Annotated in this window: 24 protein-coding genes and 1 tRNA gene; 13 read left to right on the forward strand and 12 right to left on the reverse strand. The window is 69.9% G+C overall.

The window, feature by feature from the left end; translation table 11 throughout:
* From C8P66_RS01525 to C8P66_RS01530, 3 genes are all read left to right on the forward strand, one after another.
* Positions 1-411, forward strand: coding sequence for a hypothetical protein (locus C8P66_RS01525; RefSeq protein WP_146422650.1), 411 nt, complete (start codon positions 1-3; stop codon positions 409-411).
* Positions 405-662 carry a hypothetical protein gene (locus C8P66_RS23440; RefSeq protein WP_146422652.1) on the forward strand — a complete coding sequence of 86 codons (258 nt, stop codon included), beginning with the start codon at positions 405-407 and terminating at the stop codon, positions 660-662. The genes C8P66_RS01525 and C8P66_RS23440 overlap by 7 nt, the downstream gene beginning before the upstream one ends.
* A 69-nt stretch (positions 663-731) precedes the next feature.
* The gene (locus C8P66_RS01530) at positions 732-1,433 is read left to right on the forward strand and encodes a VIT1/CCC1 transporter family protein (protein ID WP_111396362.1); all 702 of its coding nucleotides are present in this window, start codon (positions 732-734) and stop codon (positions 1,431-1,433) included.
* A gap of 25 nt (positions 1,434-1,458) precedes the next feature.
* Here the strand turns inward: C8P66_RS01530 and C8P66_RS01535 are convergent, their stop codons facing one another.
* The 5 genes from C8P66_RS01535 to C8P66_RS01555 all read right to left on the reverse strand — a co-directional run bounded on the left by C8P66_RS01535 (position 1,459) and on the right by C8P66_RS01555 (position 7,224).
* Positions 1,459-2,367 (reverse strand): FAD:protein FMN transferase, encoded by a 909-nt coding sequence (locus tag C8P66_RS01535; protein WP_211313991.1) that lies wholly within the window; start codon positions 2,365-2,367, stop codon positions 1,459-1,461.
* A 13-nt stretch (positions 2,368-2,380) separates the two neighbouring features.
* The gene (locus C8P66_RS01540; protein WP_111396363.1) at positions 2,381-4,579 is read right to left on the reverse strand and encodes a PepSY domain-containing protein; all 2,199 of its coding nucleotides are present in this window, start codon (positions 4,577-4,579) and stop codon (positions 2,381-2,383) included.
* A gap of 21 nt (positions 4,580-4,600) precedes the next feature.
* Positions 4,601-5,095, reverse strand: a complete 495-nt coding sequence (locus C8P66_RS01545) for a DUF2271 domain-containing protein (protein WP_111396364.1) — start codon at positions 5,093-5,095, stop codon at positions 4,601-4,603.
* A 93-nt stretch (positions 5,096-5,188) separates the two neighbouring features.
* Complete coding sequence (locus C8P66_RS01550; RefSeq protein ID WP_111396365.1) at positions 5,189-6,493, reverse strand: sensor histidine kinase; 1,305 nt, start codon at positions 6,491-6,493, stop codon at positions 5,189-5,191.
* Positions 6,494-6,549: 56 nt separating this feature from the next.
* Entirely contained in the window at positions 6,550-7,224 is a 675-nt protein-coding gene (locus tag C8P66_RS01555; RefSeq protein WP_111396366.1) for a response regulator transcription factor, read from the reverse strand.
* A 145-nt stretch (positions 7,225-7,369) separates the two neighbouring features.
* Between C8P66_RS01555 and C8P66_RS01560 the strand changes: the two genes are divergently transcribed.
* The 4 genes from C8P66_RS01560 (at position 7,370) to C8P66_RS01570 (ending at position 11,047) form a co-directional block, all read left to right on the forward strand.
* A complete protein-coding gene (locus C8P66_RS01560; protein WP_111396367.1) occupies positions 7,370-7,645 on the forward strand; it encodes a PepSY domain-containing protein in 276 nt (91 codons plus the stop codon).
* A 711-nt stretch (positions 7,646-8,356) separates the two neighbouring features.
* Complete coding sequence (locus C8P66_RS23445; protein ID WP_146422654.1) at positions 8,357-8,713, forward strand: DUF6968 family protein; 357 nt, start codon at positions 8,357-8,359, stop codon at positions 8,711-8,713.
* 159 nt (positions 8,714-8,872) lie between these two features.
* Positions 8,873-10,243, forward strand: a complete 1,371-nt coding sequence (locus C8P66_RS01565; protein WP_111396368.1) for an aldehyde dehydrogenase family protein — start codon at positions 8,873-8,875, stop codon at positions 10,241-10,243.
* A gap of 6 nt (positions 10,244-10,249) precedes the next feature.
* Positions 10,250-11,047: a DUF72 domain-containing protein gene (locus C8P66_RS01570; RefSeq protein WP_111396369.1), complete on the forward strand. Its 798-nt coding sequence runs from the start codon at positions 10,250-10,252 to the stop codon at positions 11,045-11,047.
* A 3-nt stretch (positions 11,048-11,050) separates the two neighbouring features.
* Here the strand turns inward: C8P66_RS01570 and C8P66_RS01575 are convergent, their stop codons facing one another.
* Positions 11,051-11,605, reverse strand: coding sequence for a DNA-3-methyladenine glycosylase I (locus tag C8P66_RS01575; RefSeq protein ID WP_111396370.1), 555 nt, complete (start codon positions 11,603-11,605; stop codon positions 11,051-11,053).
* A 154-nt stretch (positions 11,606-11,759) separates the two neighbouring features.
* On the opposite strand from C8P66_RS01575, the gene C8P66_RS01580 reads away from it, so the two are divergent.
* The gene (locus C8P66_RS01580) at positions 11,760-13,061 is read left to right on the forward strand and encodes an ABC transporter substrate-binding protein (RefSeq protein WP_111396371.1); all 1,302 of its coding nucleotides are present in this window, start codon (positions 11,760-11,762) and stop codon (positions 13,059-13,061) included.
* A gap of 555 nt (positions 13,062-13,616) precedes the next feature.
* Here C8P66_RS01580 and C8P66_RS01585 read toward each other — a convergent pair.
* The 4 genes from C8P66_RS01585 to C8P66_RS01600 all read right to left on the reverse strand — a co-directional run bounded on the left by C8P66_RS01585 (position 13,617) and on the right by C8P66_RS01600 (position 17,073).
* Positions 13,617-13,691: transfer RNA gene (locus tag C8P66_RS01585), tRNA-Thr, on the reverse strand.
* Between the two features lie 62 nt (positions 13,692-13,753).
* Positions 13,754-15,007, reverse strand: a complete 1,254-nt coding sequence (locus C8P66_RS01590; RefSeq protein ID WP_111396372.1) for a heme biosynthesis HemY N-terminal domain-containing protein — start codon at positions 15,005-15,007, stop codon at positions 13,754-13,756.
* A 4-nt stretch (positions 15,008-15,011) separates the two neighbouring features.
* Positions 15,012-16,277: a hypothetical protein gene (locus tag C8P66_RS23450; protein ID WP_146422656.1), complete on the reverse strand. Its 1,266-nt coding sequence runs from the start codon at positions 16,275-16,277 to the stop codon at positions 15,012-15,014.
* A 46-nt stretch (positions 16,278-16,323) separates the two neighbouring features.
* Entirely contained in the window at positions 16,324-17,073 is a 750-nt protein-coding gene (locus C8P66_RS01600) for a uroporphyrinogen-III synthase (protein ID WP_111396373.1), read from the reverse strand.
* Positions 17,074-17,187: 114 nt separating this feature from the next.
* Between C8P66_RS01600 and apaG the strand changes: the two genes are divergently transcribed.
* Entirely contained in the window at positions 17,188-17,589 is a 402-nt protein-coding gene (gene apaG / locus C8P66_RS01605) for a Co2+/Mg2+ efflux protein ApaG (protein ID WP_111396374.1), read from the forward strand.
* A 13-nt stretch (positions 17,590-17,602) separates the two neighbouring features.
* Here apaG and C8P66_RS01610 read toward each other — a convergent pair whose 3' ends face one another.
* On the reverse strand, positions 17,603-18,304 hold the full coding sequence (locus C8P66_RS01610) for a response regulator transcription factor (RefSeq protein WP_111396375.1): 702 nt from the start codon (positions 18,302-18,304) through the stop codon (positions 17,603-17,605).
* A gap of 112 nt (positions 18,305-18,416) precedes the next feature.
* Here C8P66_RS01610 and C8P66_RS01615 point away from each other — a divergent pair, with 112 nt between their 5' ends.
* Complete coding sequence (locus tag C8P66_RS01615) at positions 18,417-19,163, forward strand: HugZ family pyridoxamine 5'-phosphate oxidase (protein ID WP_111396376.1); 747 nt, start codon at positions 18,417-18,419, stop codon at positions 19,161-19,163.
* Positions 19,164-19,313: 150 nt separating this feature from the next.
* Positions 19,314-20,909 carry a phosphoenolpyruvate carboxykinase (ATP) gene (pckA, locus tag C8P66_RS01620; RefSeq protein WP_111396377.1) on the forward strand — a complete coding sequence of 532 codons (1,596 nt, stop codon included), beginning with the start codon at positions 19,314-19,316 and terminating at the stop codon, positions 20,907-20,909.
* Between the two features lie 77 nt (positions 20,910-20,986).
* Here the strand turns inward: pckA and C8P66_RS01625 are convergent, their stop codons facing one another.
* A complete protein-coding gene (locus C8P66_RS01625; RefSeq protein ID WP_146422658.1) occupies positions 20,987-21,361 on the reverse strand; it encodes a hypothetical protein in 375 nt (124 codons plus the stop codon).
* A gap of 188 nt (positions 21,362-21,549) precedes the next feature.
* On the opposite strand from C8P66_RS01625, the gene C8P66_RS01630 reads away from it, so the two are divergent.
* Together C8P66_RS01630 and C8P66_RS01635 are read left to right on the forward strand one after the other, a co-directional pair.
* Positions 21,550-23,277 carry a tetratricopeptide repeat protein gene (locus tag C8P66_RS01630; protein WP_111396379.1) on the forward strand — a complete coding sequence of 576 codons (1,728 nt, stop codon included), beginning with the start codon at positions 21,550-21,552 and terminating at the stop codon, positions 23,275-23,277.
* The gene (locus tag C8P66_RS01635) at positions 23,274-24,116 is read left to right on the forward strand and encodes a 4-(cytidine 5'-diphospho)-2-C-methyl-D-erythritol kinase (RefSeq protein WP_111396380.1); all 843 of its coding nucleotides are present in this window, start codon (positions 23,274-23,276) and stop codon (positions 24,114-24,116) included. Before C8P66_RS01630 ends, C8P66_RS01635 begins: the two co-directional genes overlap by 4 nt.
* The last annotated feature ends 6 nt before the right edge of the window (positions 24,117-24,122 follow it).

Genomic DNA, 24,122 nt, shown 5'->3' on the forward strand with positions numbered 1-24,122 from the left:
ATGTCCCGCAAGGACATCGGCCGCGACGAAGAAGTAGCCTACCTTGATGCGGCACCTCCCGGCTGCCGCGCAAGGATCATGATGTGCATCATGCAGGGCCTGCGGGCCTATCGCGCGGTTCTTGGCCTTCTGGTCATTGCCGCCTTTCTGACAGGCGAATTGGGCACGATCCACACAGTGCTCGGCTACGCGATCGCGGGCATCATCGGAGGCCGGCTCGTCGCTGCTCTCTCAGGCCTTCGGCAACTGGGCCTGTCACGGTTCTGCCCGCAGTTCGACGGGCTGACGCTCGGCAACGCCTTGACCCACCCAGCCATCAGCAAGACGCTGTTGGCCGGCATTGCCGCCTGCCTGATCCTGGCCACGGCCACTGGATCGCCATGGATCGCGGCGGAACGCTCGGTATGGTAACCAGCGTCGCCGCGACCGAGGCGCAGGCGCGGGATGACAGCCGTGAACGCAGCCGAGACGCAGAAGCCCGAGGTGGAGAGCGGGAGGACGGCATCGTCGGCGAATTGCATGAGGGACTGTCGAACTTCCTCATGATGATCGTCGGGCTTCATGTCGCCTACCTGTTTCTGTTCAAGCGCCCGCTGGCGCGCTTCATGCTGTTCATCGCGGCGCCCAAACCCCGTGGAGTTGCGCCGGATCGTGCATCCTGATGCCGAAAGACGCGCGAAGCGGCACCTCCCATTCTCCACCGGCGATGCCGTTGTTAAGAGGAAAGTCCCATGCCACGCCCACACCTGCACCCTGAACGTCATCTCGTCTCGCGCATCGGCTGGCTGCGGGCGGCGGTGCTGGGGGCGAATGATGGCATCGTCTCAACCGCCAGCCTGATCGTCGGCGTCGCGGCCGCTGCGGCGACGCCGAGCGACATCCTGATCGCCGGGGTGGCCGGGCTGGTCGCAGGTGCGATGTCGATGGCGGCTGGCGAGTATGTCTCGGTCAGCTCCCAATCCGACACAGAACAGGCCGACCTCGCCCGGGAAGCCCAGGAGCTGCGGGACAACCCCGCCTTCGAGCAGGAGGAACTGGCCGATATCTATGTCCGCCGCGGCGTCGAGCGCGGGTTGGCCCTTCAGGTCGCCGAACAACTGATGGCCAAGGATGCGCTGGGGGCCCATGCGCAGGATGAACTCGGGATGTCCGAGATCACCACCGCGCGGCCAATCCAGGCGGCACTGACGTCTGCCGCGACCTTCGCGGTCGGCGCGGCCATGCCCCTGCTGATGGTTGTCGTCGCGCCGGCCGATCTGCTCGTCTGGGTCGTCTCCGGCGCCTCGCTCGCCTTTCTGGCGTTGCTGGGTGCCATTGGCGCCCAGGCGGGCGGCGCCAATGTGCCGCGCGCCACGGCGCGCGTGACATTCTGGGGGGCGCTGGCGATGGCATTGACGGCCGGCATCGGTGCGCTGTTCGGCACGGTGGTTTAACGGCGCGGCCACCGCCGAGAATGGATCAGATCGTGGATCTGACCGTCCCGTCGTTGAACACGAAGATCGTGCCCATCCCGGATGCGGCCGCGAGCTTGCTGGCCGCTTCCACACCCAGCACCATGAACGCCGTCGCCCAGGCATCGGCCGCCATGCATTCGGCCGCCAGCACGGAGACGGAAGCGATCCCATTGTCGATCGGTTCTCTCGTCGCTGGATCCATGGTGTGCGACAGCAGCTTGCCTTCCACTTCCACCCAATGGCGGTAGTTGCCGGAGGTCGCGACGGCCATGTCGGTCAGCTCGATCACACCCATCGCCTCGCGGCTGTGCCGATCCGGACGCTCATGCGCCACCGCCCAGGGCGCGCCATCCGGCTTCAGGCCCCGCGCGCGCATCTCGCCATCGATGCCGACCAGCCAGGAGCCAATACCGAACGCGTCCATCACCCGTGCCATCTCGTCGACGCCGAAGCCCTTGGCGATGCCCGACAGGTCCAGGCACAGCGGCGCCATCTTCCGGACGCGATCCCCCCCAACATCCAGTCGCAAAGCCTCCGTGGTGGCAGCGCGCGGCAGTGCGGATGAGGCCGCGATGAGGCTTTGGTCCGGCTGCCGGCCGCCTGGCCCAAAGCCCCAGGCCGCCACCAGCGCCCCCACACCGATATCGAAGGCGCCGCCGGTGGCCCGGCCGATCTTCAACGCCTCAGCCAGCACACGCATCAACTCGCCCGGGATCGTCACCCAGTCACCGACCGGCGCCGCGTTCAGGCGGTTGAGATCGGACTCCGGCTTCCATGTGGACATCTGCCGATCCACGCGATCGACGGCTTCGAACAGCGAAGCGGCCAGCGCATCGGTCGCCATGCCTTCCGGCGCGAAGAACACAGCGGCATAGCGTGTTCCCATGGTCGGGCCGTTCAGCGCGTGCCGCACGACCGGCGCGGCGTCAGTAGATGTCTTCACGGTAGCGGCCCTCCGATTTCAGCGTTGCAAGGTCGAGGCCCAACGGCTGCAGGATCGTCGCGAAAGCCCGGGCCACCCCGCCCGCCATGTCGCGCCCGCCGCAGACCATCACCTGTGCGCCGTGCTGGACCAGGTCGCGCAGCGCCGCCGCATCCGCCGCCAGCCGATCCTGCACGTAGCCGCCGCCAGGCACGCGGGAGAAGGCGGTGTTCAGCCGCGTCAGGCGCCCATCGGCCGCGTATTGAGACAACTGGGGCCCATAGAGAAAGTCCGAGCTGGGATGCCGGCCACCCCAGTAGAGGTGCATCGGCCGGTGCCTGGCATTGTGGCGAATGAAGCCCGCCAGCGGGCCGATCCCGGTGCCGGCACCGATCAGGATCACCGGCGCCTTGCCGCGACCAGGCCGAAAGCTCGGGTTCGGGCGGATGAAGGCCTCGATCCGCCCTCCTGGCTGCAACTCGTGCAGGAAGCCCGAGCACACGCCGCCCGGCTGCTTGCGGACGCAGATCTCCAACACGCCATCGGTCGAGGCGGAGGCGAGCGAGTAGAAGCGCGGCAGGTCAGCGCCGGGTGCAAGGATGCCGACAAGGTCGCCGGCCTCGAAGCGCGGCAGGGTGCGACGCTGCCAGAAACCGCCGGCGGCAGGCAGCACAAAGCTCAGAATGGCGGTGGGCGTCTGCGATTCCGCGCCGTACTCCACGCGCCCGGACAGTTCCAGCGCGGTGGTCCTGGGGCGCGCAGCGACATGGGCCAATGCCAGGCTGGTGCCGATCGCATTGCCGAGCGCATCACCCCAGGCGGCAAAATCCTGCGCCGATTGCCGGTCGACCAGCCATGTGTCGAGCAGCATGGGCCAGCCCTTGGCGCGGAGCGCTGCCGCGACCTCCTCGGCAAAGCCGCAGAACTGCGGAAAGCTGCGGTCACCAAAGCCGAGCACCGCGACGGGCATCACGGTACCGCTCCGCTCCAGTCGCTGCTGGAACAGCCGGGCGGAGGCCGGTGCGTCACCATCACCATAGGTCGCGGTCAGGATCAGCAGGCGCTCCGCCTTGGCATAGCGCGGCGCCAGGCTGTTCATCGGCGCGGCATGCACGCGATGCCCGGCCTTGGTCAGCGCCGCGTGCAGCGTGACGGCGAAGCCCCAGGTGCTGTTGCCCTCGCTGCCGACAAGGATGATCGTGTCGGCGGATTGCGCGCCAACGTTCTGGCGGATCTTCGGCAGCGCGGCGCGGCGGCGCCACCAGATCACGCCACCAGCGCCAGCCAGGACCGGCGCGGTCAGCGCGGCCAGCCCGAGCAGCAGTGCCAGCGGCCACACGCCGCGCCCGGTGTGCAGCATGATGATCGTCTCGTGCACCTGCCGCGCCAGATCGTTTGGCGTGAAGTCGAGCATCTGCCCGGTCGCGGCATCGATATGGCCGAGACCCTGAGCCGTGGTCAGTGTGTAGCCATCGGCCAGGTCGCTGCCGTAGGGAAAGGTGAGTTCGCGCAGCTCCGACAGATCGACCGCCTGCAAGGCCGCCAACTGCCCCGGCGGAAGCCGGGCACCGCCGCTCGGCTGCACGAGCGCAGCGGCATCGACCGCCGTGCCATCGGGGAGCACGCCAAAGGTTGCCAGACACATCCAGCATCCGGTCAGGGCCGACAGCGTGAGGCCGATCAGCGCGAAGCGGCCGAGCTCGCAATGCAGGCGTTGGGAGAGCGTGCCGCGGCTGGGCCGCAGGATCGCCCCCCAACCGCCGAGCCGCGCCATCAGCAACATGGCGCCTGAGATGCACAGCACCAGCATCGCCGCCGCCCCCAGCCCTGCCGCCACATGTCCCGCGTCGCCCATCAGGAAGGAGCGATGCAGGTTGGTGATGGTGCGGGTCAGGTTCGAAGGCTGATGCGGCCCCAGGGCCTGGCCGGTGAGCGGATCGACCCGTTCGGCGCCCGGCAGGTCCGCCTCGAAGTAGGTGGCGATGACCGAGCCGGAGGCCGTCCTGACAATCCGCTCCACCTCCGGATGCCGCAGTTGCACGGCCTCGGCGAGGGCGGCCACGGTGACCTGACCCGTCGCGGGAACCGTGGCGCCGCTGCGCTCGATGATCGAGTCAAACGCAAGGAAGGCACCCGTCACCGCGAGAGCCGCAATCAGCAGCGCGGCGAAAAGGCCCGGCAGGGAATGGAGGCGGCGGAGCATGTCAGCGATCCGGGCTCGTCGTCACATGTCGAACTTGAAGGACGCGACATAGCCGCGTCCGGACACGGCGCGGCCGCTGGCGGCGCTGGCGGCGCTGGTCAGCGGCGCGGTGATCTCGCCCGGGTTGTCCCGCCCATCCTCGACCGCGGTATCGACCTTGATCTGATACCCCGCATCGATCAGCGCATCGGCGATGTCGACCGTGACGCGAAGCGTCTGGCCGCTGCCGACGCTGGCGCCGGTGATGCCATCGATGCGCGCGGTTTCCGTGGCACGGCCACGCGCCCAGTCGCGCAGGTGGGTGTGGTATTTGGCCTTGCCCCCCGCGACACGCAGCGTGGAGTGGAAGCGGCCCTGCGCATCGACCAGATAGATCGCGAGATACGCGCCGTTGCCGCCATAGGGACGAAGCTGCGTGGTCAGCGTGACGCTGCGTGCCTCGGCTGCTGGTGCGAAGGCCAGGGCCGGGAAAGCGAGGGTGGCCGCGAGGCCGAGTGTGGCGACGATCTTGTTCATCGGGTTTCTCCCGCAGGGGCTGCGATGCGGGAGAGATGGACGCCCAGGCTGACGCTGGCCTGAACCTGAACGGCCTATCCGTTCATCTGCGGTTCAGCGTGACGCGAAGATCCGGGGAAGCCGCACGCGTGCCTCGAAACCCGATGATCGACCTGGCACGGGTGATGACAGCTCCAGGCTCGTGCCTGCTCCAGCCGCGATCGCCTCGGCGATCGCCAGCCCGAGGCCGGAGCCGGTCGCCCGGGTGGCCCCCCGCTCGAAGGGGCGCTTGAGGCGGGCCATCGCCTCCGCCTCGATCACGGCGCCGCTGTTGGAAACCCGCAGGAGGCCGTCTTCGCTCAACCCGACCGATACCGGCTGATCGGCGGCGCCATGCTTCAGCGCATTCTCGATGAGGTTGCGTGCCAGGATGGCGAAGGCATCGGCGTCCATGCCTGACAGCAGAACGCCGGTCGCCGGCAGCGACGTGGTGACGCGGGCAGAAAAACCCGGATCATCCCTGAACTCGTCCAGGACAAAGCCCAGGACCTGCGCCAGATCCTGTGGTGCCTCGGCCAGCAGCCCGGCGCCTTCGGCCTTGGCCAGTTGCAGCAGTTTCTCCGACAAGCGCGCCAATTGCCGCAGCGCGGCCTCCACGGTCCGGGCGCGTTCGCGCGGAGCGCCCTCTGGCACTTCGGCAATCAGCCGCTGGGTCTGCGCCAGAGCCGCCGCGACGGGTGTCCGCAGTTCATGGGCGCTGCTGGCGGTGAAGCCGCGCTCTGCCTCGAGCGCGCGCTGCAGCCGCGCGATCAGCCGATTGACGGAGGCCGCGACGGGAGCCAGTTCTGCAGGCAGGGCGGTCGCATTCACTGGCGACAGGTCGCCACGGCCGCGCGCCTCGATCTCATCCCGGAAGGCCAGGACCGGTCGCAGGGTGAAGCGGACCAGCGCCCAGACGCCGAGTTGGCTCAACGGCAGCAGCAGCGCCAGTGGCCACAGCAGCATGCCGACCGCTTCGATGACAGCCTGGCGTCGATGGCTGATCGGCTCCGCGGCGGTGACGAACAGCGTGCCCCGCACCGCAGCCTCGGTGTACAGGCGCAGGTCGCGCACGTCCTGGAACCCTGGTGTCATCAGCGTCGGAAATGCCGCGGGGTCGGCGTCGTGGGATTGCAGCAGGACGCGGCCGTCGCCGTCGCGCACGATGTAGGTGATCTGCTCCTGATGCGGCAGCACCGATGGCAATCGTTGGATAGGGCTCTCGCCTTCCGCCGGCGGTTCGCTGTTCAGGATCTCGCTATAGGCCAAGGGCAGGATGCGCTGTACGACCTCCTGCAACGCGCTGTCGAAGACCTCATCGATCTCGCCGCGCAGGATCAGGCCGGCCGCGAGGCTGCCCGTGAGCCATAGCAGGATCATCCCCAGCGCGAGGCCGAGGCCAAGACGGCGCTGCAGGCTCTGGGGCCGCGATACCACTATGGGGCCGCGCGCTTCGGCTGGCCGAGCCGGTAGCCCATGCCGCGGATCGTCTCGATGATGTCGTGGCCGAGCTTCTTTCGGATCCGGCCGATATAGACCTCGATGGTGTTGCTCTCGACCTCGGCATCGAAGGAATAGAGCCGTTCCTCCATCTGTGCCTTGGACAGCAGCGCCCGCGGGCGTTGCACGAAGGCCTCGAACAGCACCCATTCGCGCGCCGTCAGCGCGATCGGTTGCCCAGCCCGCTGGATCATGCGTTGCGCCAGGTCGATGGTGAGGTCGCCGATCTCGACCTGCGGATTGGGGTTGCCCGCATACCGCCGTGCCACGGCGCCGATGCGGGCCGACAGCTCGGCCAGATCGAAAGGCTTGACGAGGTAGTCGTCCGCCCCGGTATTCAGCCCGGCGATGCGATCGGAAATCTGGTCGCGTGCCGTCAGGATGATCACTGGCGTGGCGTCACGCGCGGCTCGGCGCGCCTTGAGGAAGTCCAGCCCACGGCCATCCGGAAGCATCAGGTCGAGCAGAATGAGCTCGTAGGTCACCGTGCTGACGCAGTCGCGGGCGGTATCGAGCCGCATCGCCCAGTCCACCGTATGACCGTCCGCCGCGATCTGGTCGCGCACCGCGGCACCCAGGATGGGGTCGTCCTCGATCAATAGAACACGCATCTCTTGGTCCTTCGCGTCGCCGGCCGCAGCGGGCCATAGCGCCGGCGGCTGACAGCAAGCTGAACCTCCAGCCTGCCGCATTCAGGCTGCTGTCAGGTCGGCATGGCTTTGTCATCCTACCGTGCAACTGACAGGATGCGATGCCATGACCCGACGACTTCCAGCGATCGCGCTCGCATTCTGTGCCCTTGGCACCGGGGCGGCCATGGCCGAGCAGCGTTGCAACGTGCCGCTGGCAGAGTGGCAGCCGCGCGCCGCGTTACAGCAGCAGGTCGAGGCCCAAGGGTGGCGGGTGACCCGTATCAGGACCAGGGATGGCTGCTACCGGGTGCATGGGACGAACGACCGAGGCGAACGCTACGAGGGCACGTTCCACCCTGGCACGCTGCGGGTCCTGAAGGTAGAGATTGAATACGATTGAGCGTGAAGCGCCCCCCGGGGGGCAGCGACGGCTTGTATCCGGTCGCACCTCCTCCGCCAGCTCGCAGTTTTCGCTGCAGCACGCGGCGTTTCGCTCCGGCACTCGCAACCGCCGTCAACACCATCGCGGTAGCATCGGATAACCTGCACGCGGATAGGAATGTTCTCTTTTTGTTCTTGATTTTCTGATCGGGCGATGCTACCCACGCACCTCTGAAAAGGGAGAGATGTCGTGGCCGCCTTGTCCCCGTCCGCCGTTCCCAGCCGCGAAGCCCTCAGAGCCTTTGCGATGGCCACTGCAAGCCGCGCTGATGCTGGTTCGCACCGGAGCGAGGTGAACGCTCAGCGACTTGGACAGAAGGACGGCAACGGCGGCGACGTGGTGCACGTCAGCAGCTATGTCCGGATAGTCGACGGAAAATCTGTGCATGTATCGGCACATACACGCGCTGATCCCCCTGGTGGCGATCCAGCAGCATCTGGCGTGACCGCAGTGGTTGGGAGGCCCCCAAACACCGAGGGGCCTTGGCCAGAGTTGGTGGCCCGCCGTGAGACATGCGAGGTTCAGAGACTTCGTGACGATACCATTTGTCGGTCACCACTGGTCGCACCAACAGCCAAACGGTCCTGCTGGGCGAGCGTCTCCGAGCGGTACGCCCAATGTCTTCGTGGTGGCTACATTCCGCCGCTTTGGACTGGGAGGTAAGCCATTATGTCGAATTTCGGTGATCACCCCGCCTTCGAAGTCATTGCGACACGGACTCTCGATGTGAACGGCGAACCTGCCTTTCATTTGCGCATCGGGCGGCCAGTACTCGAGGCGGACGGCGAGACATGGCGTTGCGACTATTCGGTGGAAGGCCCCAGCACCAATCATCGAAGCAGTTTTTGCGGCGTCGATGCGGTTCAGGCGCTTCTGAACGTCATTTACGTCATGTCGGTCGAGGCGGAAATGTCGGAGGAGAACCTCAGTGGACGCCTGACATGGGGTGGACAGCGCGGACACTTTGGCTTGCCGGCACCTGAGGCCGACCCCGAAAGGAAGCAATCTGCACACGACCGAACGTGATTCGGCGAGCAGATGGCTTACTGAGGCAGTTCGTCTGTGATCGGTTTTTCAAAGAGCACCCGTCTTATCTGGCCAGAGACCATTGGCGCCCTGGCTTGTACGCTCCGCCAGAACCGATCAGGCCCAACCACGCCCCCCCCCCCTCCCGGACCCCCCGCCATGGGCACCCCCCCCACCCAGCCCTCGGCCGCCCTCGCCGCCCTGCGCACCGGCTTCGCCTCCGGCGCCACCTGGCCCATCCCCGCGCGCCTCGCCCTCCTGCGCCACCTCGACGCCGCCCTGACCGCCGCCGAGGGCGCGCTGATCCAGGCCCTGCACGACGACCTCGGCAAGCCGGAGTTCGAGGCCTACACCAGCGAAATCCTCCCCGTCCGGCAGGAGATCCGCCACGCCCTGCGCCACCTCAAATCCTGGGCCGCGCCCCGGCGCGTCGCCACCGGCTGGTTCCACTGGCCGGCCCGCGCCGCCTTGGCCATGGAGCCGCGCGGCGCCGTGCTGGTGCTCAGCCCCTGGAACTACCCGGTGCAGCTCAGCCTGGTGCCGCTGGTCCATGCCATCGCCGCGGGCAATACCGTGCTGCTGAAGCCCTCCGAGCTTGCCCCCGCGACCGCGGCCGCGATGCAGCGCATGCTGGCGGATTTCGACCCGGAGCAGGTCCAGGTGCTGCCCGGCGATGCCGCCCTGGCCGAGGCGCTGACCGCCCTGCCCTGGGACCACATCTTCTTCACCGGCTCCGGCCGCGTCGGGCGGGCGGTGGCGATGGCGGCGGCGCGCAATCTGGTGAGCTGCACCCTGGAGCTTGGCGGCTGCAACCCCTGCATCGTCGATGCCTCGGCCGATCCGGTGGTGACGGCGCGGCGCATCGCCTGGGGCAAGTTCCTCAATGCCGGGCAGACCTGCCTCGCCCCCAACCATGTGCTGGTGCATGAAAGCCTGCTGCCGGCGCTGCTCGCGGCGCTGAAGACCACGCTGGATGCGTTCTACGGCGCGGATGGGCGCGGGCTGCAACGCCTGGCCCATGCAAGGCAGTTCGAGCGTGCCCTGGGCTTCCTCCGCCAGGGCAGCGTCGCGCATGGCGGCGGGCATGATGCGGCCTCCCTGCATATGCAGCCGACCCTGCTGCTCGATGTCCCAGACGAGGCGCCCGCGCTGCGGGAGGAGATCTTCGGCCCGGTGCTGCCCCTGCTCCCCTGGAGCGACGAGGCCGATCTGCTGCGCCGGCTGGCCGCGATGCCGGAGCCGCTCGCGGTCTATCTGCACAGCCGCGAGCAGCCCTTCATCGACGCCGTGCGGCGCGGCACGCGCTCCGGCGCCCTGGTCGTCAACGACCATCTGGTGCAGGCGACCGTCGCGGAGCTGCCCTTCGGCGGCGTGGGGCCGAGCGGCCAGGGCCGGTCGCATGGCCGCGCGGGGTTCGAGGCCTTCAGCAATCCGCGCAGCCTGTTCCGGCAGAGCCCGCGCCTCGATGTGCCGCTGCGCTATCCGCCCTATGGCAACAAGCTGGCCTGGGTGAAACGGCTGATGGGGTAGGCGGGGATGGGCAAGGCGCAGCGTGGCACGATCCGGGTCGGCATCGGCGGATGGACCTATGAGCCCTGGCGCGGCGCCTTCTACCCCGAAGGCCATCCGCGAAAGCATGAGCTGGACTACGCGAGCCGGCGGCTCACCTCGATCGAGATCAACGGCACCTACTACGGCGCCCAGAAACCCGCGACCTTCGCCAAATGGCATGATGAGACGCCGGAGGACTTCGTCTTCTCCGTGAAGGCGCCACGCTACGCGACCAACCGCAAGGTGCTCGCCGAGGCCGGGGAGACGATCACGCGCTTCTTCGCCGGCGGCGTGACGGAGCTGAAACACAAGATCGGCCCGGTGAACTGGCAGTTCATGCCGACCAAGCCCTTCGACCCCGTCGATTTCGAGGCCTTCCTCAAGCTCCTGCCCAAGGAGGCCGGCGGCCTGCCGCTGCGGCATGTGGTCGAGGTCCGGCATGAGAGCTTCCGCGTGCCGGCGTTCGTCGCCCTGGCGCGAAGCCACGGCGTCGCCATCGCGATAGCGGGGGATTCGAACCACCCGCTGATCGCCGACATCACCGCGCCCTTCGTCTATGCCCGGCTGATGGGCACGCAGGAGGGCGAGGCGCTCGGCTATTCTGCGGAGGCCCTCGACCTATGGGCCGGCCGGGCACGCGATTGGGCCGCCGGCAAAGCCGCGAAAGGGCTGGCGCCGCTCGCACCGGCCAAGGGGCCGCGCGACGTCTATCTCTATGTCATCAGCGGCAACAAGGTCGCCAACCCCACCGCCGCGATGGCGCTCATCAAGCGCCTCGGCTGAGCATTACGCCCCGCGGCGAAAACAGCCGGCGGCATGGTCGTTGACGATGCCGACGGCCTGCAACCAGGCATAGACGATGGTCGGGCCGACGAATTTGAAGCCGCGGCGCTTCATCTCCTTGGAGACCCGTTCCGAGAGCGGGCTTTGCGTCAGCCCGCTGCCGCCGGCATCGATGACCTTGCCATCGGTGAAGCCCCAGCAGAAATCGCTGAAGCTCTCGCCCCGCGCCGCCATCGCGTTGTAGATCCGCGCGCCCTCGATCGTCGCCAGGATCTTGGCGCGGGCGCGGATGATGCCGGGGTCGGCCATCAGCCGGGCGATATCCGCCTCGTCGAAACGGGCCACCGCCTCGGGGTCGAACTCCGCGAAACCGGCGCGGAAGGCCTCGCGCTTGCGCAGCACGGTGATCCAGGCGAGGCCGGCCTGGAACCCCTCCAGCATCAGCATCTCCCACAGCATGCGGGGGTCGCGCTGCGGCACGCCCCATTCCTCGTCGTGATAGGCCTGCATCAGCGGGCTGCCCTCGGCCCAGGCGCAGCGGTGGTGTGGCTCGGTCATGCGCGCCCGATAGCATGAAGCGGCGAGCGCGGGGGGAGCCATCACGGCGGCGGCATCTGTCACAGCACCGAAACGCCACGGTCATCGTCGCGTCCCGGCCCGAGGCTACACGCGCCCCACACCCGCCTGGGCCCGTGCCCCTGGAGACCCCGCCATGACCCGTTTCACCCGCCGCACCGCCTTCACGGCCGGCGCCGCTCTGCTCGCCGCCCCCCGCCTCGGCCGCGCGCAGAGTGTGCGCGAACTGACCTTCTATTACCCGATCGCCGTCGGCGGCCCGATCCCGCGCGTGATCGACGGCTATTGCGCGGCCTTCCAGGAGCAGACCGGCATCAAGGTGAACCCGGTCTATGCCGGCACCTATGGCGAGACGCTGACCAAGGCCGTCACCGCCATCCGCGGCGGCAGCGGCCCGCATTTCGCCGTGCTGCTGGCGGCCGAGCTGCACAGCCTGCGCGACATGGACATCCTGGCCCCGGTCGAGGACAGCGACACGGCAGCCGGCACCGGCGCCGGCACCGGCGCCTGGCTCGATGGCTTCTTCCCCGCCTTCATGGCGAACAGCCGCGCCGCCGGCAAAACCTGGTCGGTGCCGTTCCAGCGCTCGACCGCGATCTACTACTACAACAAGGAGGCCTATCGGGACGCCGGGCTGGACCCGGAAGCCCCGCCCAAGACCTGGGCCGAGGCGGTCACCATCGGCCAGAAGCTGACCCGGCGCGAAGGCAGCGCCCGTTGGGGCGTGAAGCTCGCCAATGACGCCGGCAATGGCCAATGGACCTTCGGCGCGCTGACCAACCAGCTCGGCCACAAGCTGATGAACGATGCCGGCACCGAGACCTATTTCACCCATCCGCTCGCCATCGAGGCCGCGACCTTCTGGCGTGACATGGCCTTCACCCACCACATTACCCCGCAGGGGCAGACCGCCTGGGCGACGCTCGCGCCCGATTTCCTGAACGGCACCGCGGCGGCGATCTGGTCCACCACCGGCAACCTGACCAACATGCGGACCAATGCCCGCTTCGCCTTCGGCGTCGCCGGGCTGCCGGGCAAGGAAAGCCCGCATACCGTGGTCGGCGGCGGCAACATGTATGTCTTCAAGAACGCGAGCCCGGCCGAGCGCGCCGCGGCGATGCGCTTCGCCCGCTTCGTATCCGCGCCGGAGCTGGCCGCCGACTGGTGCATCCGCACCGGCTACCTCGCGACCCGCCCGGAGGCCTGGGAGACCGAGGCCCTGCGCCGCCACACCGCGGAATTCCCCGCGGCCCTGGTCGCCAAGGCGCAGCTTCCGGTCGCGACCGGCGAGCTTTCGACCTTCGAGAACCAGCGCGTCTACAAGTCGCTGAACGACAATCTCCAGGCGATGATGGCCGGCACCAAGACGCCGCAGCAGGCGATGGCCGATACCCAGGCCGATGCCGAGCGGGTGCTGCGCCCCTTCCGCCAGGGCTGATCGCGCCCACCCCCCCTCCGCCGCGCGCCCCGAGCCATGCCCGGAGCGCGCGGCACCTCGGGCTCGACCCCGCTGCCGTTTCTGCTGGCCTCGGCGCTGGCCCTCGTGGTCCCGGGCCGGCTGCCGCAAGAGTAGTTCGACCTGCCTTGGCCGTTCCGGTGAAGCGAAGGTTCGGCTGAGGGTCCAAAAACTGGATCGATGCATACCACCCGATCTACCCGCGCGATTCCCTTCCAAAAAGTCGCGGGGAGTCGAATCAATCGTTTCGTACGCGGATTTTTGTGGTGCTAAAACCCGGACTGTGGCGCGAGAGACTGGTACACCGCTGACACAGCCCTTCTGGTGCGAGCGGGAGGCCGAAGTATAGTGCGGCTCTCCGCCTAACGACCTCTCCCTTACCAAGGGAGTGCTCTACCAATGGGCGCCCGAGGCCATCCGAGTGCTGGAGGTGCTCGGCGGGATGCCAAAATGATCCCGGCGGGTCCGCTGTGGGTCCGCACGCGCTGGTGGCGCAGGCAATACGCGCCCAAAAGGCATCTAAGGTCTTGAAATGTCTGGTGCCGACGCCCGGGATTGAACCGGGGACCTACTGATTACGAATCAGTTGCTCTACCGCTGAGCTACGTCGGCGCACCACACGGCAGGCGGCGCATTAGCCCATGCTCCGCGCCGCCGCAACCTCCGGGGCGCGGCTAACCGCGCGTCCCTTCCCACTCCAGCCGGCCGACGGTGCCGCAGGCCGAGCACTCCGGCGCCCATTCGTCATGCCGCGTGCCGCAATGGGCGCAGCGCCAGCGGGGCGCCGCGGGGGCCGTGGCGGCGGCGCGGAGCCATTTGGCCTCGGCCGCCCGCGCGGTGGCGCTCTCGCCATGCTCCAGCTGCTCCAGATCGACCATCAGCAGATAGGCCCGCCGATCCACCGTCCCCTTGGCCAGCAACGCATCCAACTGCGCCCGCGCCCGGCCGGTCAGCCCGGCCTCCAGCGCGCTGCGCGCCAGCAGCAACCGGGCCTCGGTGCCCTCGGCATCGGCATGCGTCAGATGCTCGGTCGCCTTCACCCGGCCCAGCGGATCGGCCTCATCCTCCAGATATAGCGCCGCCACATCCGGATGCGGCGTCTTCTGCCAGGCACGTTCCAGCATGGCGCGGGCACGCCGGGGCTCGCCCGCCTCACGCAGGCGCCGCGCCTGGGCCAGTACCGCGGGGACGAAGCCTGGATCGGCGGTGACGGCCTCGGCCTCCAGCGCCGCGGCACGGGCCGGGTCGGGCTCGACCGCGGCGGCGGCCAGGGCCAGCGAGGCACGCGGCGTCTCCGGCGGGGCCAAGGCCAGCGCCTCGGCCCAATCCTTGGTCCGCAGCGCGAGATCCGCCCGCTCGGCGCGCAGCCAGGCCGCACCGGGCATGGCCTGCTCGGCCTCACGCGCCAGGCGCTGCGCCTCAGGCCAGTCGCCCCGCGCCATCGCCTGCCGCAACAGCCCGCGCAGGCCGAGGAAGCGCGCATCGCCGCGTTCCGACAGGGCGCGGAAGGCCAGCGTCGCCTCCCCATCCTGCCCATCCAGCCGTGCGGCCTCGGCGGCCAGCAGCAGCGTCTGCGGCGTGTCGCCGAGTGCCAGCCGCGCCCGGCGTGCCTCCGCGCGGGCCACATCGCCGGTGCCGGCGGCCAGCGCCAGCAGGGTGCGGGTCACCGCGATATCGCCGCGATCCCGCGCCGCCAGCGCGAGCCGGGCACGCCGGCGCGCCGGCCAGGCGCGCAGCGCCGCCACCAGCCGCAGCATCCCGTGCAGCACCAGGAACAGCACGACCAGCCCCACCAGCAGGATCGGCAGGCTGATGCCGATCCAGACATCGCCGACGCGAACCTCTACGGAACCGCCGAGCCGGGCCAGCACCCAGGCGAGGCCAAGGGCGACGGCAATGATCAGCAGCAGGCCCAGGGCGCGGCGCATGCGCTCAGCCCCCGGCCAAAGTGGCGAGGGCGGCACGGGCCGCGCGCAGCGCCTCGACCTCGGTGACCCAGGGCGCCATCGCGGTGCGCGCCGGGGCCGGCAGGGCGGCGACGCGGGCCAGCGCCTCGGTCAGGTCGCCGCTGGCCAGGGCCACGCGGGCGCGTTCCAGCTCGGCCGCGCTGTCATCGCCCCAGACGACCTGCTCGCCGCGGCGGATGGTGATGAGGCCGGCCAGACGGCTCGTCGCCGCCTCCAGCGGGCTGGTGGACTGCGCGGGCGCATCGGCCGCCGCCCGGGCGGCGCGGGCCGCGTCCTCAAAGCGCTGGCGCAGCGCCGCCTCGGTCGGCGGCGGGGTGGTCGCGTACTGCTGGAGTGCCGCGGGCGGTGACTCGAGCCCAGCCAGCGCCGGTTGCAGCGCCCGCCCCTCGTTCAGCGCCAGACGCAGCCCATCGACCTGCGCGAGGCGCGCAACCCGCGCCTCCAGCCGCGCCGTCGCGGCACCGGCCTCCCCGAGCTTGCCGGTGAGCCGCTGCTCCAGCGCCGCCAGACGCTGCCGCGCCTGAGCCTCGGCCTCGGTCGCGCGGCTTGATGTGGTGCCCTCGACGGCGCCGATCCGGGCGCCGAGGGTGTTTTCCAGCGCCGTGGCGCGGCTGCCGATCTGCGCCTCCACCGCGGAGATGCGGCCGGGCACGGAGGTCTCCAGCGCCGTCAGCCGCTGGTCGAGCGCCCCGATCCGGGCGATCGCGCGTTCCGCCTCGGCGATGCGGTCGGCGATCTGGCCGATGCGGGCGCCGGCAGCGCCGTCGGCGGCCTCAAGCCCTTGCAGGCGATTGGTCGCGGCGGTGAGGCGCTCCACCATCGCGGCGGCGGCGGCGGGGTCGCCGGCGGGGCGGGCCGCGGTGCTGCGCGCCAGGGTCTCGATGCTCGAAAGCCGCTCGTTCAGCGCGGCAACCGCATCGCCCGCGCCGGAATCGGCGGGGCGGGCACTGGTCGATTGGGCGGCGGCCTCGGCGGCCGCGACGCGGGTGGAAAGCGCCGCCAGCGCCGCGGGGTCGGCCGCAAGCCGGGTCTCGGCGGCGGCGACGCGCTGCTCCAGCGCCACCATCCGGTCGGTGACGGGGTTCATGGGCTCGGACCGGGGCGAGAACATCAGCCAGCCGATCGCCGCCGCCAGCACCGCGGCCGCGGCCAGGATCGGCAGGATGGCGGGGTCCCAGGCCCGGGCCGGGGGGGCGGGGGCGCCGGCGGGCGGGGGCGCGGGGTCGGCCATCGGTGTCTCTCCGTCTTTCCCGTCGATTGTCGTCACCAGCGTTTCCTTATTGACCGGCGTCATTCGCGGAAGCCGACCCGGTGGGCGGTGGCCCAAGGGCTGACAGCAACGACGCCTCGGTGGGAAGGGTTGCCACACGCACACCCCGCCAGGCTACCCCGGAGAGGGACAGGGCGACGCGGGGGCTGATCGCGACGGCCTCGATCCTGGAGAGGGCGGGGCCATACCCGCCCTGGCGCAGCAACCCCAGGATCGCCTCCGCGCCACGCGGGGAGGTGAACAAGGCCGCCCTCACCTCGCCGGCCGCCAGGGCCTGTCGCGCGGGCTCGGGCAGGCTGCGGGCCGTGGTGGCAGCGTAAACGACGCGGCGCAGCACGGCAAACCCGGCGGCACGCAGCGTTTGCGCCAGATCAAGCCCATAGCCGCGCCCGACCGCGAGCCAGAGCGGCCCCGCCTTGGGGTCCAGCACCGCCACCACCTGGCACGCCAGCGCCTCGGCATCGCCACCCGCCGCCATCACCTCGGAAAACCCGGCGGCGCGGGCGGCGGCGGCCGTCGCCTCCCCCACCGCATGGACCGGCAGGCCGCGCGGAACCTCCGCCCCCAGCGCCCGCACCGCGGCGGCCGAGGTCACCAGCAGCGCCTGCGCGGCGCGCGGCCAGGGGGTGGGCGGCAGCGGTGCCAGCTCCAGCGCGGGGGCGGCGATGGCGCGCCAGCCCAGGGCCTCGACGGCGCGGGCGGAGGCGGCATCGCCCGGCGCGGGGCGGGTCACCAGCACGGCGGGCGGGATGGGCATGGCGGCGATGTGCCGCCGGCCCGGCGATGCCGTCAATCCACGCCGGGCAGCGTCAATGCCGAGAGGGACGCGGCGCGCATGGACAGGAGGGCGGCAAGAGTCCTAGGACAAGGGATGACCCAATTCACCGCGATCACCGAAGGCGTTCGGGTGACCGTCCAGGCCTTCTACCTTGAGGACCGCTCCGAGCCTGACGAAGGCCAGTGGGTCTGGGCCTATCAGGTGGAGATCGAGAACCTCTCCTCCCGCACGCTCCAGCTTCGCCGTCGCAGCTGGCTCATCACCGATGGGCGCGGCCGCACGCTGAAGGTGGATGGCGAGGGCGTGGTCGGCGAACAGCCGGTGCTGCCGCCCGGCGCGCGCTTCGAATACACCTCCGGCACGCCCTTGCAGACGCCCTCGGGCTTCATGCGCGGCAGCTACCAGATGCGGGATGTGGAGACAGGCGCGGCCTTCGATGCCGAGGTGCCGCCCTTCAGCCTGGACAGCCCCTCGGGCGACAGCCGGCTCCACTGAGGGCGCCGCCGGCTTACGGTTCCTTGTAGCGGTACCCGATCCCGTAGAGCGTCTCGATCTGCGCGAAGTCGTCCGCCACGGCGCGGAACTTCTTGCGCACGCGCTTCACATGGCTGTCGATGGTGCGGTCATCGACATACATGTTCTCGCCATAGGCGGCGTCGATCAGCTGGTCGCGGTTCTTGACCATGCCCGGCCGCATCGCCAGCGCCTTGACCAGCAGGAATTCGGTGACGGTGAGCTGCACCTGCGCGCCCTTCCAGGTGCAGGTGTGCTTGGTCTCGTCCAGCACCAGCTCGCCCCGCACCAGCACGCCGCCGGCGGGCGCGCCATTGGCCTCGGCCCGGCCCGCCTCGTTCCGGCGCAGCAGGGCGCGGATGCGTTCCAGCAGCAGCCGCTGGCTGAAGGGCTTGGTGATGTAGTCGTCCGCGCCGAGGCGCAGGCCCATCAGCTCGTCCAGCTCGTCATCCTTGCTGGTCAGGAAGATGACCGGCAGCGCGCTGCGCTGGCGCAGGCGTTGCAGCACCTCCATCCCATCCATGCGCGGCATCTTGATGTCCAGCACCGCCAGATCGGCCGGACGCGCGAGCAACCCCTGCAACGCGCTTTCGCCATCGGTGTAGGTGCGGACGATGAACCCCTCCTGCTCCAGCGTCATGGAGACGCTGGTCAGGATGTTGCGGTCGTCATCGACGAGGGCGATCGTATGGGCCAAGGGGCAGATCTCCGCGGCCGAAACGCGGCCGTCGCTCTCATATGGGTCCCGATTGTGGCGTAACAGCGGGCACTCACTGTCAAATCCGTATCACATGCCGGACGATGCCCACATGCCGAACCCTCCCCGCCCCGATCCCATCGCTGCCGGCGCCGAGGCGCGGCGGCTGCTGCGGGGGGCGGCAAGCGCGACACTGGCCACCCAATCCGACGGCCAGCCCTTCGCAAGCCTGGTCACGCCCGCGATGGCGCCCGACCTCGGCGCGCTGCTGCTGCTCTCGACCCTGTCCGAACACACCCGCCATCTGCTGCGCGAGCCCCGCTGCGCGCTGCTGGTGGTCGGCACCGCCGAGGACGCCAATCCGCAGACCGCACCCCGGGTGACGCTGACGGGGCTGGCCGAACAGGTCTCCGCGGCGGAGGTGCCGGCGCTGAAGGCGCGCTGGCTGGCGCGCCACCCCTATGCCGCGCTCTACGCCGGTTTCGGGGATTTCAGCCTGTGGCGGCTGCGACCCGGCGGGGCCTTGCTGGTCGGTGGCTTCGCCCGCGCCATCCGGCTGCCGCTGGCCGCGCTGCTGCCCGACCCCGCGGCCCTGGCGGCCGTCGCGGCAGCGGCCGCCGATATCCTCGACCATATGAACGCGGAGCACGCCGATGCCCTGGCGGCAATTGCGACGCGACGGCTCGGCGGCCCGGAGGGCGCCTGGCGAATGACCGGGGTCGATGTCGATGGCATCGACCTCGCCGGCCCCGATGAGGCGGTCAGGCGGTTCAATTTCGCCGCCCCGGCCGGCAATTCCGGAGAGGTACGGCAGGCCCTCGTGGCGGCGACCCGGGCGGCAAGGGCGGCAAATGGATGACTGCTCACAATGCCGTGTGCTGCGGCGCGATGGACGGCGACGCTTACCTGCCCTAATCTCGCCGCACGGGACAGTCAGACCCCGGACAACGTTTCTTCGGCCTTGCGGGCGGGGAAATGCCCCTTCATTTCCTCGTGGAGTTCGCCCCATATGGCAAAGACCGAAACCCTCCTTTCCGGCACAGGGGTCCATGCGACGGGACACGTCCGTGCGAACCTGACCGCCGCGCCGTTGACGGCGCTGGCCCTGCAGCGCGGGGAGGGCAGGCTTTCGGCCGATGGCGCCTTCATCGGGGTGACCGGCATCCATACCGGCCGCAGCGTCGCCGACAAGTTCGTGGCACAGGACCCGTCGGTGATGGCCGATGTCGCCTGGGGCAAGATCAACCAGCCGATGTCCCGCCCGCATTTCGAGACCTTCACCGCCCGGGTCCGCAGCTACCTCGCCGGCCGCGACATGCTCTTCACCCAGGATCTGTATGCCGGCGCCGATCCCGCGCACCGCATCCGCGTGCGCCTCGTGACCACCAATGCCTGGCACGCGCTCTTCGCCCGCAACATGTTCATCCGCCCCGCCGAGTCCGAGCTGGCCGGCTTCACCCCCGACTACGTCATCCTGCATGCGCCGGAGCTGGATGCGGTGCCGGCCGAGGATGGCTGCAAATCCACCACCTGCATCGCGCTGTCCTTCGCCGACAGGATCATCGCCATCGCCGGCACCTCCTATGCCGGCGAGATCAAGAAAAGCATCTTCACCGTCATGAACTGGCTGCTGCCGGCGCGCGGCGTGCTGCCGATGCATTGCTCGGCCAATGTCGGCGAGGCCGGGGATGCGGCGCTGTTCTTCGGGCTCTCGGGCACCGGCAAGACCACCTTGTCCTCCGACCCGCATCGCCAGCTGATCGGCGATGACGAGCATGGCTGGTCGGATACCGGCATCTTCAACTTCGAGGGCGGCTGCTACGCCAAGGTCATCAACCTCTCGAAGGAAGCCGAGCCGCAGATCTGGAACGCCTCGCACCGCTTCGGCGCGGTGCTGGAGAATGTGGTCGCCGACGCGCATGGCAACCTCGACCTCGACGACGGCACGCTCACGCAGAACACCCGCTCCTGCTATCCGATCGAGTTCATCCCCAACACGGTCACGGCCGGCCAGGCCGGGCTGCCGAAGAATGTGGTGATGCTGACGGCCGATGCCTTCGGCGTGCTGCCGCCGATCGCCAAGCTGACGCCGGCGCAGGCGATGTACCACTTCCTCTCGGGCTATACCGCCCGCGTGGCGGGAACCGAAAAGGGCCTGGGCAAGGAGCCGCAGGCGACCTTCTCCACCTGCTTCGGCGCCCCCTTCCTGCCGCGCCCGCCGCAGATCTATGGCCAGATGCTGTCCGATCTGATGGCCAAATACGGCACCAACTGCTGGCTGGTGAACACCGGCTGGTCGGGCGGCGCCTATGGCACCGGCAGCCGGATGAGCATCAAGATCACCCGCGCCCTGCTGCGCGCCGCACTCGACGGCACGCTGGCGGATGCGGAGTTCACCCGCGATCCGTTCTTCGGGCTGATGATCCCGACCGCGGTCCCGGGCATCCCCTCGCATGTGCTGAACCCGCGCGAGGCCTGGACCGACAAGGCGGCCTATGACCGCACGGCGGCGACGCTGGTCGGGCTGTTCCAGAAGAACTTCACCGCCTTCGAAGGCGGCGTCGGCGAGGATGTGCGGGCCGTGGCGATCAAGGCCGCCGCCTGACCCTGACCCGGCCGGGGCATCTCGCGCCCCGGCCGGGTCCTATGCTGCGGCCCTATGCTGCGGCCCTAGGCTGCGGGTCAGTCCGCCCGCAGCCCGTTGCCGAACACATTCACGACAGCGGCGCGGCAGACGTTCACGTTCCGCAGTTCGGCGCCCCGGCCATTGGCCCAGACCACCCGGAAATCATAGTTGCCGGCATGGTTGGCACGGAAGCGCATGGTGTCGCCCGGCCCGAGGACGCGCTCGCCCAGCTGGTCCCGGCCCCAATCATTCAACGCCGACTGGCTGAAATACAGCTCCCGCACCGTTTGATTGGTCCGGTTCGCAACCTCGAAGCTGGTGTCGCAGCCAGGACCGCGGTTGCCGGAGAACTGCTGCTGCTGCGGCATCGGGCCGCAGCCGGCGAGCAACAGGGCAGAACCAAGCCCGGCCGCGAGAAATGAACGGCGCATAAGATTCCTCCATTTTTTCGTTCGACGCGATACAAGCTGCAACAGGGTTATTCCCCTGTCGAGCACCCGGCCTCCGAGGCATGACCTGCGCTGTTCAGGCTTTGACTGTGGCCTTGCGGCCACGAAGCTGTGTCTTTTCAGTCGCCACCATGGCGCTTGCCACAGCATCGCCCTAATCTCATCAAGCAATGCCGCACCTATCCTCCCCGCGCCGCCTCACCCTTGTTGCCCTCGCACTCCTGGCCGGCTGCGCCGCCAGCGGGTCGGAGGGGGCACCCAGCCTCGCCGCAGCACCGCCGCTGCCGACGGGGGCCTTTGGCCCCTATCTGGCCGGGCGCTTCGCGGTGACCGAAACCGACACGCGGATCGCGGCGGATGAATTGCTGCGCGCATTGCAGGCGGAGCCGCAGCAGGACGCCATCCTGACCACCGCCTTCCTCGCCACGGTGATGGATGGCCGGCCGGACGCGAACCGCCTTGCCCGCCGCCTGCCCGACAACCAGATCGCCGCCTTGCTGCTGGTGGGCGCGGATGCCCAGGCCGGGCGGTGGGACCGGGCGGAAAACCGGCTGCGGCAATTGCCGCGCCAGGGTGTGGCCGGGCTGCTGCATCCGCTGCTGACCGCCTGGGTGCAGCAGGGGCGCGGCGCCACGGACCAGGCGCTGGCGACCCTGCGGCCACTGATCGAAAGCGGACGTCTGCGCGGCACCCATGCGCTGCATGCCGCCATCATCGCTGATATCGCGAACCGGCCGCGGGAGGCCGAGCGCTTCATCCGCACCGCCTTGGCCGAGACGCCGGACGCCAATCTGCGGCTGATCTCGATCGCCGCCGGCATTCTTGCCCGCGCGGGGCGGGAAGCCGAGGGCCAGCGCCTGCTGGACCTCGCCTCGGCCGGCAGCGACGAGCTGGCGCTGGCCTTCAGCCCCGCTTCCCGCCGGCAGATCCTCGGCACCCGCACCGTGGCGACAGCGGTCGAGGGCATGGCCGAGGCACAGCTCGCCCTGGCGGCGGCGCTGCGCGGCCAGGGGGCCGGCGAATTCGGCTTGGTGCTGGCCAGGTTGTCGCTTCGGCTGCGGCCGGAGTTCGCCCCGGCGCTGATGCTGATCTCCGACGTGCTGGCCGAGGAGCGGCATCCCGACACCGCCCTGGCGGCGCTGGACGCCATTGCCGCGACCGACCCGCTCGCCCCCGTGGCCGCGCTGCGCCGCGCCGCCTTGCTCGACCGGCTGGACCGCACCGCCGATGCCGAGCGCGTGCTGACCGAGCTTGCCGCCGCCGAGCCCGCGAGCCCGCAGCCGCTGGCCCGACTCGGCGATATTTTCCGCGCCCGCAACCGCTATCCCGATGCGGTGCTCGCCTATGACGGCGCGCTGGCGCGCATCCCCAATCCCGGGCCCGCCGAATGGCCGCTGTTCTATGCCCGCGGCATCTCCGAGGAACGCGCCGGGCACTGGACCCGCGCCGAGAGGGATTTCACCCGCGCCCTGGAACTCGCCCCGGAACAGCCGAATGTGCTGAACTACCTCGGCTATACCTGGGTCGAGCGCGGCGCCAACCTCGCCGAGGCGCGGCGGATGCTGGAACGCGCGGCGGCGCTGCGGCCGCAGGACGGCAATATCGCCGACAGCCTGGGCTGGGCGCTGTACAAGATCGGTGATCTGCCGAACGCCGTGACCTGGCTGGAAAAGGCCGCCGAGCTGGAATCCCGCAGCAGCGTGATCAACGATCATCTGGGTGATGCGTTCTGGGCGTCGGGCCGGCAGGCGGAGGCGCGTTTCCAATGGCGCCGCGCCCTGATCACCGATCCCGAGCCCGGTGATGTGGCGCGAATCGATGCCAAGCTGCGCGAGGGACTGCCCCCCACCAGCACCCCCACCGCCCAGCGCGAGGTGCCCCGGCCCGCCGTCCCGTGATCGAGGCCGCGCCGGCCAAGGTCAATCTGTTCCTGCATGTCATCGGCAAGCGGGACGATGGGCTGCATCTGCTGGACAGCCTCGTGGTCTTCGCCGGCATCGGCGACAGCCTCGCCCTGGCGCCGGGCGCGGGGCTGCTGGTCGTGGGGCCGGAGGCGGCGGGCCTCGCGGCCGAGCCCGACAATCTGGTGCTGCGCGCCACCCGCGCCTTGGCCGAGGCCGCCGGCCGCCCCCCCGGGCCAGGGCTGACCCTGACCAAGCGGCTGCCGGTCGCCTCCGGCATCGGGGGCGGTTCGGCCGATGCGGCGGCGGCCTTGCGGCTGCTGGCCCGCGCCTGGGGGGTCGCGGTGCCGCCGGGGCTCGCGGCGCGGCTCGGCGCCGATGTGACCGCCTGTCTTATCAGCCAGCCGCTGCGATTCGGCGGCATCGGGGAGGCGATCGCCCCGGCGCCGGCCCTGCCGGAATTCGGGCTGCTGCTCTGCAATCCGCGCATTCCACTCGGCACCGCGGCGGTGTTTTCCGCCCGGGCGCCGGGGTTTTCCGCGCCCGCCCCCCTGCCCGCGGCTTGGGCGGATGCGACGGCGATGGCGCGGGATCTGGGGGCGGCCACGCGAAACGACCTGCAAGCGGCGGCAATCGGCCTTTGTCCGCCCATCGCCGGGGTGCTGGCGGCGCTGGGCGCCCTGCCCGGCTGCCTGCTGGCGCGGATGTCGGGCTCGGGGGCGACCTGCTTCGGCCTCTTCCCGACGCCCGCGATGGCGCGGGCGGGAGCCGGCCTGTTGCCCGACGGGTGGTGGTCCTGGGGGGGCGGGCTTCACCCCGGCGTACGGGCAGGCTAGAGACGG

The sequence above is a fragment of the Humitalea rosea genome, from assembly GCF_003253705.1.
GTDB lineage: Bacteria > Pseudomonadota > Alphaproteobacteria > Acetobacterales > Acetobacteraceae > Humitalea > Humitalea rosea.

Bases quoted from the DNA above. Each gene is read 5' to 3' on its own strand.
- C8P66_RS01525 (WP_146422650.1), top strand. From the start codon at position 1: ATGTCCCGCAAGGACATCGGCCGCGACGAAGAAGTAGCCTACCTTGAT.
- C8P66_RS23440 (WP_146422652.1), top strand. From the start codon at position 405: ATGGTAACCAGCGTCGCCGCGACCGAGGCGCAGGCGCGGGATGACAGC.
- C8P66_RS01530 (WP_111396362.1), top strand. From the start codon at position 732: ATGCCACGCCCACACCTGCACCCTGAACGTCATCTCGTCTCGCGCATC.
- C8P66_RS01540 (WP_111396363.1), bottom strand. From the start codon at position 4,579: ATGCTCCGCCGCCTCCATTCCCTGCCGGGCCTTTTCGCCGCGCTGCTG.
- C8P66_RS01545 (WP_111396364.1), bottom strand. From the start codon at position 5,095: ATGAACAAGATCGTCGCCACACTCGGCCTCGCGGCCACCCTCGCTTTC.
- C8P66_RS01550 (WP_111396365.1), bottom strand. From the start codon at position 6,493: ATGATCCTGCTATGGCTCACGGGCAGCCTCGCGGCCGGCCTGATCCTG.
- C8P66_RS01555 (WP_111396366.1), bottom strand. From the start codon at position 7,224: ATGCGTGTTCTATTGATCGAGGACGACCCCATCCTGGGTGCCGCGGTG.
- C8P66_RS01560 (WP_111396367.1), top strand. From the start codon at position 7,370: ATGACCCGACGACTTCCAGCGATCGCGCTCGCATTCTGTGCCCTTGGC.
- C8P66_RS23445 (WP_146422654.1), top strand. From the start codon at position 8,357: ATGTCGAATTTCGGTGATCACCCCGCCTTCGAAGTCATTGCGACACGG.
- C8P66_RS01565 (WP_111396368.1), top strand. From the start codon at position 8,873: ATGGGCACCCCCCCCACCCAGCCCTCGGCCGCCCTCGCCGCCCTGCGC.
- C8P66_RS01570 (WP_111396369.1), top strand. From the start codon at position 10,250: ATGGGCAAGGCGCAGCGTGGCACGATCCGGGTCGGCATCGGCGGATGG.
- C8P66_RS01575 (WP_111396370.1), bottom strand. From the start codon at position 11,605: ATGACCGAGCCACACCACCGCTGCGCCTGGGCCGAGGGCAGCCCGCTG.
- C8P66_RS01580 (WP_111396371.1), top strand. From the start codon at position 11,760: ATGACCCGTTTCACCCGCCGCACCGCCTTCACGGCCGGCGCCGCTCTG.
- C8P66_RS01590 (WP_111396372.1), bottom strand. From the start codon at position 15,007: ATGCGCCGCGCCCTGGGCCTGCTGCTGATCATTGCCGTCGCCCTTGGC.
- C8P66_RS23450 (WP_146422656.1), bottom strand. From the start codon at position 16,277: ATGGCCGACCCCGCGCCCCCGCCCGCCGGCGCCCCCGCCCCCCCGGCC.
- C8P66_RS01600 (WP_111396373.1), bottom strand. From the start codon at position 17,073: ATGCCCATCCCGCCCGCCGTGCTGGTGACCCGCCCCGCGCCGGGCGAT.
- apaG (WP_111396374.1), top strand. From the start codon at position 17,188: ATGACCCAATTCACCGCGATCACCGAAGGCGTTCGGGTGACCGTCCAG.
- C8P66_RS01615 (WP_111396376.1), top strand. From the start codon at position 18,417: ATGCCGAACCCTCCCCGCCCCGATCCCATCGCTGCCGGCGCCGAGGCG.
- pckA (WP_111396377.1), top strand. From the start codon at position 19,314: ATGGCAAAGACCGAAACCCTCCTTTCCGGCACAGGGGTCCATGCGACG.
- C8P66_RS01625 (WP_146422658.1), bottom strand. From the start codon at position 21,361: ATGCGCCGTTCATTTCTCGCGGCCGGGCTTGGTTCTGCCCTGTTGCTC.
- C8P66_RS01630 (WP_111396379.1), top strand. From the start codon at position 21,550: ATGCCGCACCTATCCTCCCCGCGCCGCCTCACCCTTGTTGCCCTCGCA.